Annotated in this window: 13 protein-coding genes and 1 other annotated feature; of the genes, 12 read left to right on the top strand and 1 reads right to left on the bottom strand. The window is 35.9% G+C overall.

The features are described from left to right. Positions 1-11 precede the first annotated feature (11 nt). The 8 genes from KHA87_RS07175 to mug all read left to right on the top strand — a co-directional run bounded on the left by KHA87_RS07175 (position 12) and on the right by mug (position 6865). Positions 12-320: a hypothetical protein gene (locus KHA87_RS07175; RefSeq protein WP_213093403.1), complete on the top strand. Its 309-nt coding sequence runs from the start codon at positions 12-14 to the stop codon at positions 318-320. Positions 321-381: 61 nt separating this feature from the next. Beyond that, positions 382-1137, top strand: coding sequence for an exodeoxyribonuclease III (locus KHA87_RS07170; protein WP_213093402.1), 756 nt, complete (start codon positions 382-384; stop codon positions 1135-1137). 129 nt (positions 1138-1266) lie between these two features. Beyond that, positions 1267-1488, top strand: coding sequence for a hypothetical protein (locus tag KHA87_RS07165; protein ID WP_213093401.1), 222 nt, complete (start codon positions 1267-1269; stop codon positions 1486-1488). 101 nt (positions 1489-1589) lie between these two features. Then, entirely contained in the window at positions 1590-2153 is a 564-nt protein-coding gene (locus KHA87_RS07160; protein ID WP_213093400.1) for a YdcF family protein, read from the top strand. 269 nt (positions 2154-2422) lie between these two features. Beyond that, the gene (locus KHA87_RS07155) at positions 2423-3859 is read left to right on the top strand and encodes an FAD-binding oxidoreductase (RefSeq protein ID WP_481748353.1); all 1437 of its coding nucleotides are present in this window, start codon (positions 2423-2425) and stop codon (positions 3857-3859) included. Further along, positions 3856-4392, top strand: a complete 537-nt coding sequence (locus KHA87_RS07150; RefSeq protein WP_213093398.1) for an MFS transporter — start codon at positions 3856-3858, stop codon at positions 4390-4392. The genes KHA87_RS07155 and KHA87_RS07150 overlap by 4 nt, the downstream gene beginning before the upstream one ends. Before the next feature lie 355 nt (positions 4393-4747). Then, positions 4748-6304, top strand: coding sequence for an ABC-F family ATP-binding cassette domain-containing protein (locus tag KHA87_RS07145; RefSeq protein WP_213093397.1), 1557 nt, complete (start codon positions 4748-4750; stop codon positions 6302-6304). A gap of 45 nt (positions 6305-6349) precedes the next feature. Beyond that, positions 6350-6865 carry a G/U mismatch-specific DNA glycosylase gene (gene mug, locus KHA87_RS07140; RefSeq protein ID WP_213093396.1) on the top strand — a complete coding sequence of 172 codons (516 nt, stop codon included), beginning with the start codon at positions 6350-6352 and terminating at the stop codon, positions 6863-6865. Positions 6866-6881: 16 nt separating this feature from the next. Here the strand turns inward: mug and KHA87_RS07135 are convergent, their stop codons facing one another. After that, positions 6882-8213, bottom strand: a complete 1332-nt coding sequence (locus KHA87_RS07135) for an amino acid permease (protein WP_213093395.1) — start codon at positions 8211-8213, stop codon at positions 6882-6884. A gap of 153 nt (positions 8214-8366) precedes the next feature. Further along, positions 8367-8581, bottom strand: a binding site (T-box leader). Between the two features lie 379 nt (positions 8582-8960). Between KHA87_RS07135 and KHA87_RS07130 the strand changes: the two genes are divergently transcribed. The 4 genes from KHA87_RS07130 (at position 8961) to KHA87_RS07115 (ending at position 13360) form a co-directional block, all read left to right on the top strand. Next, on the top strand, positions 8961-9719 hold the full coding sequence (locus KHA87_RS07130) for a DeoR/GlpR family DNA-binding transcription regulator (protein WP_213093394.1): 759 nt from the start codon (positions 8961-8963) through the stop codon (positions 9717-9719). A gap of 29 nt (positions 9720-9748) precedes the next feature. Next, positions 9749-10372 carry an HAD family hydrolase gene (locus tag KHA87_RS07125; RefSeq protein WP_213093393.1) on the top strand — a complete coding sequence of 208 codons (624 nt, stop codon included), beginning with the start codon at positions 9749-9751 and terminating at the stop codon, positions 10370-10372. 80 nt (positions 10373-10452) lie between these two features. Then, positions 10453-11262 carry a DNA-formamidopyrimidine glycosylase gene (gene mutM / locus KHA87_RS07120; RefSeq protein ID WP_213093392.1) on the top strand — a complete coding sequence of 270 codons (810 nt, stop codon included), beginning with the start codon at positions 10453-10455 and terminating at the stop codon, positions 11260-11262. A 136-nt stretch (positions 11263-11398) separates the two neighbouring features. Next, positions 11399-13360 carry a GTP-binding protein gene (locus tag KHA87_RS07115; RefSeq protein WP_213093391.1) on the top strand — a complete coding sequence of 654 codons (1962 nt, stop codon included), beginning with the start codon at positions 11399-11401 and terminating at the stop codon, positions 13358-13360. Positions 13361-13546 lie beyond the last annotated feature (186 nt).

Below are 13546 nucleotides of genomic sequence, written 5' to 3'. Positions count from 1 at the left end.
GAGGTGAAATAATGACAGATCAAAATAATTCTAATACAAATCCCTCGAGTCCTAAAGGAGAGGGGAGTATCTGGGCAGGTATTGGCTTTGGGCTAGTCATCTATATTGTAACATTTCTGTTTGGGACAGCAATCGGGCAAACGTCTTTTCTAATATTCACGGGACCAATACTTCACTTAGTCGCTATGATTGTGTTTTTTGCAATCGGAAAGAAATTCACCGGTATTGGTTTGCTCATTTTAGCCGGAATTATCATATTGTTAGTTTCTGCTTGCTTTGGAATTGTACTCTATCAATTTAACAGTAGTCTACAAGGTTAGTAGATGAACAATCCCCTTTTTCATAGTATAGTAGAGATAAGTGGAAAAGGAGAAGATAAGGATGAAGTTGGTATCTTGGAATGTAAATGGGCTTAGAGCCTGTGTTAAAAAAGGATTCTTGGATTATTTTAATGAAGTAGACGCAGATATTTTTTGTTTGCAGGAAACGAAATTACAGTCTGGACAAATCGAATTAGATTTAGAAGGCTATCATCAATATTGGAATTATGCACTGAAAAAAGGATATTCCGGTACAGCGATTTTTACGAAGCGCAGGCCGTTGTCAATCCAATATGGCTTTGAAAAGGAAGAGTATGAACCGGAAGGCAGAATTATTACATTGGAATTTGAAGAATTCTATATGGTGAACGTTTATACTCCTAACTCCCAACGTGATCTGGCAAGATTGGATAAGCGACTGCATTGGGAGGATCAAATTCTTGCATATTTAAAAGAGCTGGATGAAAAAAAGTCCGTAATTTTGTGCGGAGATTTGAATGTAGCTCATCAGGAAATTGATTTAAAAAATCCAAAATCCAATAGAGGAAATTCCGGTTTTACAGATGAAGAGCGAGGGAAGATGACTGAGCTCCTTTCATCAGGATTTTTAGATTCATACCGCTATTTTAATCCTGACCGTGAAGGGGCCTATACCTGGTGGTCTTATATGAATAAGGTGAGAGAAAGAAATATTGGATGGCGTATTGACTATTTTATCGTTTCCGAAAGATTAAAAGGAAATTTACAGGACGCTGGAATTCATCCACAAATAATGGGAAGTGACCATTGTCCAGTATTTTTGGATATCGGGTTGTAAGTTTTAGGTACTGCATTTATTTTTTAAAAAATTGCAGTGCCTTTTTTCCTAATTGTCCACGACAGACTCTTCTTTAGTTTCGGAATATATTGTATATTAATAATTAGATCATTTAGATGAGGTGATAGTTTGATTTGGATTATTGTTCCGATATTAGCCCTATCCATTCCAATCGTCGCGATCGTAACCGACCATTTTGAAAAAAGAGCGAAGATTAAGGCTAATTTTATTAAAGAACAGCTCGAATTAGAAAAGTTAAAGCATGAAAACTATTTATTGGAAACACAAAAGCTAAAGCTCGAACTTGAAAAGATGCAAATAGAAACAGCAGATAAAACGAAAATTTTATAAAACTTAATTAAGAAATCAATTCTCTTGATTTCTTTTTTTTGTGAAACATTCTTTCTTCCAACACGTCTAAATAGAAAAGTATGAATTAGATAGGTGATGGGATGAAAAAGTGGATTACATTTGGCCTTATTGTTTTTTTGCTTCTTAGTGGATATGTTGGATTTACGTACTATGAAATCAAACACACTGCCAGCGAAAAGCCTCCAAATGATGTTCCTTACATCATTATATTAGGAGCAAAGGTAAAAGGGGATTACATGTCCAAAGCTTTGTTAGAGAGGGCGGAAACAGGGTTAAAATACCTACAGGAAAATCCACAAACAAGGGTGATTGTAACTGGAGGAAAAGGTCCCGATGAAAACATTTCAGAGGCGGAGGCTGTCAAAAGATATTTGCTGGAACAGGGGATAGAAACAAATAGGATTTTAATAGAAAACAAGTCTGTCAATACATATGAGAACCTGAAATTTGCCGAAAAATTATACGGAGTAAAAAGTGCTGTTATTGTAAGCAATGATTTTCATTTGTTTCGTGCCTTAAAGTTATCTGAGGCACAAGGAATAAAATCGTATCCATTAGCTGCTAAAACCCCTGAAGTGGTGAAAGCTAAGCTATATGCGAGAGAATATTTAGCTATAACAAAATGGAGAATAACAGGTAAATGAATGCAGCCTTTGTATTGATTGTTAAAATCAAACTTGTTGCATTTCGACATTTGTTATAACTCCTAATCTTATGATGGTTTCCGGACGGCTTTTCTTATAAAGTTTTTTCATACCTTACCTCAATTTCGTAACTAACTAGACCTTGCGTATACATTAAATGAAAGAGAAAGTCCAAGAGATTTTCTCTTTTTTGCTATTCATTCTAGAAACATTATCCAAGTATTCGCTATAATTATCATACTAATATAAGAGCAGGAGTTGCGGGAATGTTGAAAAGAAGGTATACGATTCTTATTTTAATTGGATATCTCATTGCTTTAGGGAGTTCCATATATTTGTACCAAAAGGGGATATCCCACCCGGTCGTAACGGATAAAGGGCGCTTACTCCCTATCACAATGAAAAGCATTCAACCGGCAGAAGGGTCCAAGCAACTACAGGATATTGTTCGAAAGGCAAACGTTACAAATGATAAGATTTCGATTGCAGGAATGCAACATAGCCAAGGCGGACAAACACTCTATCCTAATGCTATTTTAATAGATATGAAGTCTTATTATAAAATTCTAGCGTTTGATCCAAAAAGAAAGACGATTACGGTTCAAAGCGGGGTTACCTGGAATGATATTCAGCGGTATATAAATCCTTATGGTTTATCGATAAAAGTCATGCAATCTCAAAATATATTCACCATTGGCGGCTCTTTAAGCGTCAATGTTCATGGCAGGGATATAAGAAATGATGCGTTGATTGATACAGTGGATTCATTCCGGCTAATCAATGCTGAAGGCAATATTATTAATGTAAGCCGGCATGAAAATGCACCATTATTTTATTCCGTGATCGGAGGCTACGGGTTATTCGGGATCATTTTAGATGTTACCTTAAAGCTAACGGATGATGAACTTTATAAAACAAATACAAGAGTCATCGATTATAAAGAGTACCAAGTTTATTTTCAAAAAGAAGTGGAGGATAATCCTGCTGTAAAGATGCATTTAGCACGAATTTCTGTTGCACCTAAAAGCTTTTTAAAGGAAATGTATGTAACCGATTATGCGTTAGCTGAAAACCAACAAGAACTATCCCAATATCGCAAATTAAAAGGTGAAACGGTAGCCATTCCTAAATTTTTTCTTGGTGTGTCCAGGTATAGTGACTGGGGGAAGGATTTGTTTTGGGATGTTCAAAAGAAATATATGAAGGTCACAGAAGGAAAGCTGATTTCAAGAAATAATGTCATGAGATCGGATTCTAATTTTATGGAATTTGACAGTTCTTCCCGTACAGAAGTTTTACAAGAGTATTTTGTGCCAGTTACGGAGTTTACCAATTATATAGATAGTTTGAGAGACGTTTTGGAAAAAGAAAAGGATTTTAATCTGTTAAATATTACAGTCCGATTTGTAGATAAGAATGATGAGGCAGTTATGTCTTATGCAAAAGCGGATATGTTCGCACTTGTTCTATTAATCAATCAAGGTAAGTCCAAAAAAGACATTCAAGATACACAAAAAGTAGTCAGGAAAATGATTGATGTTACATTGGATCATCATGGAAGCTATTATTTACCTTATTACTCTTACCCTAGTAAAAAACAATTGACCGAAGCATATCCAAGAACGGATGAATTTTTCAGTACGAAGAAATTGTATGATCCACAGGAACGATTTGTGAACTTATTTTATGAGGAGTATGGGAAATGACCTATAAACGATTTATTTATTACCAAAGCATCATTGTGATGGCTAGCAGCATGGTATTTCCGTTTTATGTGCTTTTATTAAAAAATGTAGGGGATAGTTATGCCCAATTTGGTTGGGCATATGGTCTGTTTGCCTTAACATCAGCCTTAGTTTATCCGGTAATTGGAAAGTATACAGATAAACTAGGGGAGAAGCTATTATTTATTTTATATTCATGGGGAATGGCAGTAATATTGTTATTCTTTCCACTTGTGACGGAGGTCTGGCAAGTATATATTTTGCAAATTATCATGGGGATCCTAGGAGCACTGCAAAAAAATACAGAAAAAACGGCTCTGGCTAAAAATGTGAATAAAGAAACAGCAGGAATAGAGATAGGGAAGTACCACATATGGACCTCCGTCGGTGCAGCGATAGCGATTATTTTAACAGGATATATAATAGATTTTATTACGATAGGTACAATATTTTATTTAGCATCGGTTGTCTATTTTATTAGTGGCCTTATGCTGATTAAGAAGAAGAAAATGTAATGTTGTGAATATTTTGTACGATGTATCTTTACAATGGAATCAAATTTAGATAAAATAAAGTGGAATACTAATTTTTAACAACAAAGGAGGAATAAGGTCGATATGAGTATGTCCGTTGTTTTTCAAATGGTTTTAGCTTGACAGGGAGAAGTATGCCCTTTTTTAGCAAAACCAATCGTGAAACAACGGATAATCAGACCTATTCCCTTTTAAAATATTCGTGTTTTTTGTGCGTGAAAAAGGCAGGGTTTGTTTCCCTGTCTTTTTTTGTCTATATCTTTTTATGCGGTATAGTCTATAAATGTCCTCCAGTTTTGCGATTGGTTCTTATAGAACATAATGGAGGTTTGATCATATGAGTATTGTGAATGTAGAAAAATTAACCCATTATTACGGGGATAAATTAGTATTTAAAGATATCGATTTCCGTCTCTTGAGGTCGGAACGAGTAGGATTGGTCGGTCCAAATGGAGCGGGAAAGTCTACATTATTGAGGATTCTAACAGGGAGTGTGCTTCCCGATCATGGTTCCATCGAGTGGCTTCCGAATATTAGCGTCGGATTTCTGGAACAGCATGCGGATTTGTCGGAAGGTTTAACTATTCGGAACTATTTGCGCAATGCCTTTAAGCATTTATATTTGCTTGAAGCGGAAATGCTGGATGTATCAAGAAAGATGGAAAATAGCAGTGAAAATGAGTTACCTAAGCTTCTCCATCGATTTGGATATATCCAAGAGTTGTTGGAGCATCACGATTTTTATTTCGTGGATGCGAAAATTGAAGATATTGCAAATGGTCTTGGCATCCAGGCATTGGGAATGGATACGGATGTTTCTGCTTTAAGTGGTGGCCAAAGAACGAAGCTATTGCTTGCTAATCTGCTTTTAAAGGAACCAGATATTTTATTGCTCGATGAACCTACCAATTATTTAGATGTTTCTCATATTGAGTGGTTAAAGGGTTATTTGAAAAATTACCCAAATAGCTTTATTTTAATATCACATGACACCGAGTTCATGAACGAAGTTGTTAATGTCATATATCATCTAGAAAATTATCAGTTAACCCGCTATTTAGGAAATTATAAGAAGTTTATGGAGACGTATGAGCTTCGTAAACAGCAGCTGCTCCTTGCATATGGCAGGCAGCAAGAGGAAATTCAAAAGCTTGAAACCTATATACAAAAAAATAAAGCTAGGTCCTCAACTGCCAAGCAAGCAAAGTCTCGAGAAAAGAAGCTATTGAAAATAGAAAGATTGGAAAAACCGGATGATATACCAAAACCAAGATTTCAATTTAAAGCAACCGTACGCCCAACTAGTAAAATAATTGAAACTACACAACTGGAGGTTGGCTATGCTTCTCCTTTGTTACCTCCCATTAGTGTAACGTTAAAAAGGGGAGATAAAGTAGCTATTATCGGGCATAATGGAATTGGAAAATCAACTATGTTAAAAACCATCATGGGAGAGCTTACTCCATTTAATGGAACGGTTCAATTTGGCCAATATGTGAAGCCAGCCTATTTTGCACAAGAAGAAAATATAACAACTGATCTCACTCCATTGGAATATATTTGGTCCTTCCATGAAAAAATGACACAAAAGGAAATACGTCAGGCTTTAGCACGAGCCGGTTTAAAAAAGGAACATATTTTTCAGCCGCTTCAGTCGCTCAGCGGTGGAGAACAAACAAGGGTCCGATTATGTCATCTAATGCTTGAAGAAAGTAACTGGCTAGTATTGGATGAACCCACCAACCATTTAGATATAGCAGCAAAAGAGGTACTATCTAATGCGCTTTCTCAGTACGATGGGACAGTATTAATCGTCTCCCATGAACCAGAGTTTTATCAGGATTGGGTGACGGCTATTTGGAATTTGGAGGACTTGAAGAACAATATAAAATAATATTTTGACACGGGAATTTAATGAAATTATAAAAAGGTGAGAATGATGAAGCCAATTCAAGACCATCTTAAAGATAATCTAGATATTTTATTTGTAGGTTTTAATCCAAGCATCCGGTCCAGTCAAACAGGCCATCACTTTGCAAATCCGAATAATCGATTTTGGAAATTATTGTTCGAGGCAGGTATTACACCGCGAAAATTGACGCCGGAAGAAGATTACACATTATTGGATTTAGGCTGCGGTTTGACAAATATTGTTGCAAGACCAACGAAAAGTGCAGAGGAAATTACAAAGGAAGAGTATCAAGAAGGAAAAGAAATTCTAATTAGTAAAATAAAGAAATATAAACCTCGAATCGTTTGTTTTGTAGGAAAAGGAGTCTATCAAGAGTATAGCGGAAAACGAAAAATTTCCTGGGGATGTCAGGAGACCTCTGTAATCCCTGGCATTATGGATTTTGTTGCCCCTTCTTCAAGCGGATTAGTACGGATTAAGTTCGAGGAAATGATTGCAATTTATATGGAATTAGCGGTACTATCAAGGTCCGCAAAAAAATGAGGTTACGTTTGTAACCTCATTTTTTATGAGTAAATGCAAGGATAGTAAGGAGCAGAATGATAATAACACTCACACCTGTTCCAATAATATTATTTGGGTTAAATAAAAATGATATAAAAATCGTTAATAAACCAATCAATGCAAATATGGTCGTCACTGGAAACCATCTAACTTGAAAATATGGCATTTCTTTATAATTTGGACGCAGCTTTAATTGGGAAAAGCAAATACTGATCCAAATAAACATAATTGTAAAGCCCGGAATAGTCATTAAATAATTGATAATATTTTCAGGTGTAAGATATGCGAGATATACACCAATTAAAATAAGAATAGCCGTAATGAAGATTCCGTTTAATGGAATTCCGTTTTTCGAGACCTTTAAAATGCTTTTTGGAGCTTCGCCTGTTTGTGCCATTGAAAATAGTGTTCTGGAGGTTGCATATATCCCAGAGTTTGCAGCTGAAAGCACCGCTGTTAAAAGAACGAAATTCATAATATTTGCTGCTCCAGGCAATCCGGCAATTCCGAACACTTGGACAAACGGACTGTCAACACTCGACACCTTGTCCCATGGAACTAAACCGCAGATAATCAGAATCGGGCAAATATAGAAAATGATTACTCTCCAAACGGTTCCTTTGATTATTTTGGGCAAAACTCTTTTGGAATCCTGTGTTTCTGTAACAGCAACTCCAATAAGTTCCGCTCCTCCATAAGAAAACATTACTACTAAAAATGCGCTTAAGGTACCACTCAAGCCGTGAGGGAAGAATCCACCATGTGCAGTGTAATTGGAAATTGGATGCTGTATATGACTTGGAACAATTCCCGATAATATGAGGCATCCTAAAATAATGAATGCTATAAGTGCGAAAATTTTAATGCCGGCAAACCAAAACTCAAGCTCACCGTAAAATTTTACATGAAATAAATTAATACCAATGATAATAGCTGCACAAAGAAAACTCAGTAACCATAATGGCAAACTTGGAAACCAGTATTGTAGGAAGCTGCCCCCGGCAAGTAATTCAACAATCGTTACAATCACCCAGTTGATCCAATAAAGCCAGCCGACAATAAAGGAAACACGATGCCCAAATGCTTTATTTACTAAATGCTGAACATTCATGCCGGGATAGGCTATGGCCATTTCTCCTAAAGCAACCATTACTATTAATAACAATAATCCGCCTAATAAGTAGGCAAAAATAACACTTGGGCCCGCAATCGAGAGTGTATCTGAGCTTCCCTTAAATATGCCTGTCCCAATCATGCCTGCGAGGGCAATAAATTGCACATGTCTTGGTAGTAACCCTTTCTTCAAATCCTGTTGGTTTTTTTCCATGCTGCTCCAGCCTTTCCACTATAGTTGTCCATAATAAATGATATGGATAGTATGCTTTTGTATTCATGTTTCATGAAAAATACATCAGCTGTGTAAACTTGTCAAAGCATTAATAAATTTATATAAAAAAAGTCCCTACCAGGACGAAATCCTAGTAGGGACGATTATTTGATCGCGTTACCACCCTAATTGCAAGCATTTAGCTTACCTCTTCATTGTTATAACGGTTATTAACCGTTCCTATTCTTGGAGAATAAGAATGCTCCAGGAGTGAAATTCACCAATTGCAATTGTACTGATTTTTCACCATTCATCAGCTCTCTAAAATCAATTTACAGTGGCTACTACGTTCCCTTCAACGCATGTATTTAATTTAATTTGAATAGCTTTGAAACGTTTGCGCTTTTAAGCGATAAAGTATGTCTACTAATATAGCAAGTTGAAATTCTAGTGTCAATGTATTTTCGTTTTAATTTTTTATTTTATATAAAAATCACTATTTTTCAACTTTTTTATGAGCTGACTCACAAGAAGTTTTAAAATCCATAATCCTATTCCACCTTACTACTTTTGAATATTGTTATAAATCTTAAACATGGCCATGTTTTCGGGGGCATTTTTTATTATGTAAGTTCAATTCTGACCTTATTAAATAAATTTGACACTAAACCTGAATAGCATATAATAAAATCAAATACTTAGTTTTACTTACGAACACTTAATATCACTTAAAATTGGGAGGTATTTATGTTTCAAGATGAGCGCTTGCTTTCAATAATGAAACTATTGCAAAAAAGTCACCGCATTAGTATTGAGGAAATATGTGAGCATTTCGATGTTTCTAGGGATACTGCACGGCGAGACATTGTGAAATTGGAAGAACAAGGGAAAATCATTCGAACGCGTGGTGCAGCGATTCTTCCTTCGTTATCAAAAGATACCCCTAATTATGAAGAAAGAATGTTATCCGAAGTCCCCTCTAAAAAAATGATAGGTAAACAAGCAGCATCTATGATCATGGATGGCGATTATTTGTTTGTAGATAATTCAACTACCGTTCGTCATGCGATGGATTATATGTCTACTAAAAATAATGTTGTCATTACGAATGCAATAGATACTGCGGGACTATTGACGCAAAAAGAGAAAATAAAGATTTATCTGCTTGGAGGAATGATAAATAATGAGCAACGGTTTGTTTACGGGTCACAAGCAGCAGGTATGCTGGCAAAATATCATGTAGATAAAACATTCATTGGTTCTTGCGGTATATCATTGGATGGATTAACCACTCCTTATGAAGAGGAAGTTTCTTTAATTCAGGAAGCTATGAAAAGAGCCGATAAAGTAATTGTTCTTGCGGATCATTCCAAATTTGAGAAAAGAAGGTTTTTTTGTTTAGCAGGGTTTGAAAATATACATACGATAATCACCGATAAGGTACCAGAAACGGCAATAAAAGAAAAAATAGAAGATCATGGGGTTGAATTAATTATAGCTAAGTAATGCATCAATGATATGGGGAGGAGAATAGAGTGTATAAAAATGTTATTTTTGATATTGATGGAACAATATTGGATACAGAAATGGCTATTTTAAAATCTTTACAAAAGGCATTGGAAGTGGAAGATAAGTTCCTGCCTCTAGAAGAATTACGATTTGCACTAGGAATCCCTGGAGAAGATGCATTAAAACTTATTCACGTTTCTAATCCAGAGCTTGTTCTTAATCGTTGGATTCAGTTAGAATCCAGATACCTTCATGAGATTTCTATTTTTACCGGTTTAAGGGAAGTAATTTTATTTTTAGCCTGTTGTGATGTAAAACTCGGAATTGTTACATCTAAGACAAGACAAGAATTCGCGGATGGGTTTGAACCCTTTGGATTAACGGATTACTTTGATCATTATATTTGTGCGGATGATACGCTTAAACATAAACCGAACCCAGACCCCTTGCAAAAATGCTTGGATCTTTTGGCGGCAAAACCGGAAGAGACGATCTATATCGGGGATACTAATTATGATATGCAATGTGCAAAATTAGCTGGAGCAAAATTTGGTTTGGCATATTGGGGAGCGAAAACGAAAGAAGGATTTCATGAGGCAGATCATATTTTTAATAAACCAACAGAAATCATGTCATTACTCTGTCCATAAGTGACGGAGTTTTTTAGTTTGTCAGTTTCTTTCGGTTTCTAGGGAATAATAAACCTAATATAGGAATAGGAGGTTTAATTATGCCAGAGCTTCCGGAAATGGAGCATTACAAATTACAATTGAACCGATTTATTTTAGATAAGAATATCACAGAAGTTCAAATTAACCGAAATAAATCAGTTAATGTGGTGCCAGACGTATTTATTCAAAAGATTACATCCCAGCAAATTACACAAATAGACCGAAGAGCCAAGCACCTATTATTTTACACAGATAATCATTATGTTTTGTTATTACATTTAATGCTTGGTGGCTGGATGTTTTACGGGTTGGAAGCGGACAAGCCGAAAAGAACGGTGCAAATTCGTCTATCGTTTGGGGAGCACCATTTATATTTTATTGGTTTACGATTAGGATATCTTCATCTACATGATATAAAAAAAGTGGAGGAAATCCTCTCAGATTTAGGTCCTGAGCCTTTAAGTGATTATTTTACCGAATCTGCATTTCGGGATATGTTAAGGAATAAGCACGGAAAATTAAAGTCAGTCTTAATAGATCAAAGATTTATTGCTGGGATTGGAAATCGCTATTCGGACGAGATTTGCTTTCAAGCCAAAATCTTACCATCTAGAAACATTACGCAATTATCGGAACAAGAAATAAATGAATTGTATCACTCTATTAGTACTGTGTTAAAAACTGCTGTTGAAAATGGCGGATATATGGAGCACCCGTTTTTCAGCGGCGATTCCTTAACAGGAAGATACGAAGATTTACTGAAAGTTCATGGAAGAGAAGGAGAAGCATGTAAGAGATGCAGCTCCATGATTAAAATGGAGTTGATATCATCGCATAAAACCTATTATTGTGATGGTTGTCAGCATTAAATTGAGAATTTGAATTCTTGTAGTTGCGGGCTGCGGTATATTAAATTTGTATGTACTAAGCATATATAAAAGAGTGTGTATCGATGGACAATGTTATAATAGTCTACAACACAATTATTACATATGAGGTGTCATAATGAGTCATAAAACAGTTGGTATATTAGCACATGTGGATGCGGGGAAAACAACATTTGCCGAACAGCTGTTATTTCATACCAAAAGTATTGCCCATAGAGGAAGAGTGGATCATCAAGATGCATTTTTAGATAGTCATTCTATTGAAAAGGCGAGAGGAATCACTGTTTTTGCCGATCAGGCGGATTTCACTTTTGGTGATTCTATGTATACGCTAATTGACACACCTGGACATGTTGATTTTTCAGCGGAAATGGAACGCGCTATTCAAGTGATGGATTATGCCATTATTATTTTAAGTGCCGTCGAAGGTGTAGAAGGTCATACGGAGACAGTTTGGAACTTATTAAGAAAGCATAAAATCCCTTCCTTTTTCTTTATTAATAAAATGGATCGGGAAGGTGCTGATATTAATAGAGTGATAGAAGATATAAAGTTGAATTTAACAGAAGATGTTTTTCGTCTAGATGATGCTTTTACAAATGGGGAAATGAATGAGGAATTGGCTGAATTTATTGCTGAACGTAATGAATATTTATTAGAAGAATATATGATGAATGGTTATCAAAAAAAAGAGCTATGGTTAACAGAAATGAAAAACATGTTTAAGCAAAATATCATTTTCCCAATTTCATCAGGTTCCGCTTTACAGGATTTTGGCATATTAGAATTTCTCGAAGTTTTAGATGTGCTAACGTTTAGTAGCTATTCATCAGAGGGTCCCTTTTCCGGTAGAATATACAAAATACGTTATGATGACAATGGAACAAGATTGACCTTTTTTAAAGCATTAAGCGGGTCTTTGCAAGTCAGAGATGAGATTTCCTATACAAAGCAGGAGCAACTATTTAAGGAAAAAGTTACGCAAATAAGAAAATATAATGGGAAGAGGTTTTACCCTGTTGATAAAGTCAGTGCTGGTGAGTTGTTTGCTGTAACAGGTTTATCGTCCATGTCTATCGGCAATACAATTGGCACATCACAGGACCATATACAATATGAGATGATACCAACGCTAAAATCAAAGGTTATTATTGATGCAAATATAAACGCAAAAGACGCATTGAAATTTTTTCGAATTCTTGATGACGAGGATCCCTCTCTTATGGTGACATGGGAGGAACAACTGCAAGAAATCCACATTCATGTCATGGGAAAAATTCAGCTGGAGGTTTTGGAGCAAATTGTTCAGGATCGCTTTGGAATCAAGGTATATTTCGAAAAGCCAAAAATTATATACAAGGAAACGATTGCATCGAAAGTGAACGGATATGGCCACTTTGAACCGCTAAAACATTATGCGGAGGTTCATCTCCAATTAGAACCTGGTGAAAAAGGAAACGGGATCACCTTCTCCAGTGCTTGTCATGTGGATGATTTACCTTTAAGTTATCAAAATCTTATTCAACATCATCTTTTCGAAAAAGAGCATCGCGGCATTCTTACGGGCTCTTCTTTAGCAGATTTACATATTACTTTACTAACTGGACGAGCCCATCTCAAGCATACAAGTGGCGGTGATTTTCGCGAAGCGACATTAAGAGCTTTACGTCAAGGTTTGGAGAAGGCAGAAAACATTTTGCTGGAACCCTATTATGAATTTAAAATTAAGGTTGAGATAGAGCTAATGGGAAGGGTTTTAGCAGATGTGCAGAGTGCACATGGAAATTTTGAATCTCCTGAAACCTACGGGAATAAAGCAATTATTACAGGGAAAGCCCCAGTAGCCACCTTTATGGAATATAGTACGGTGCTTGCCTCCTTTACTCAAGGAAGAGGATTTATAAGTCTTACTTTTGGAGGTTATTATCCTTGCCATAATCAGCAGGAAGTAATAGATAGAATTCAATACAACAAGGATGCAGATCCCGAATACACTTCCGCTTCGATTTTTTGTTCAAAAGGCGCTGGTTATTCAGTACCCTGGAACGAAGCAGAAGGTAAGATGCATTTATTAAAATAAGAGTTTTTCTTACAATTTTTATGAAGGATACTCTCGCATATATTGTGGTTGTTCGTAATAAGTTTTCAACCCGTAAAACTAAATGCTTCGCGGCATCTTTTCGTAAGAACATTTGCTGAAATTGCTTGGAGACCTAAGTATTTGACCCTTATTAAGGTCCAATCGCAACAAAGTTTACGAAATGAA

It is taken from the genome of Bacillus sp. FJAT-49736 (assembly GCF_018343615.1).
Classification (GTDB): Bacteria; Bacillota; Bacilli; order Bacillales; family Bacillaceae_C; genus Margalitia.
Note: the sequence above shows the minus strand (reverse complement) of the source record. Positions and strands in the feature narration are given on the sequence as shown.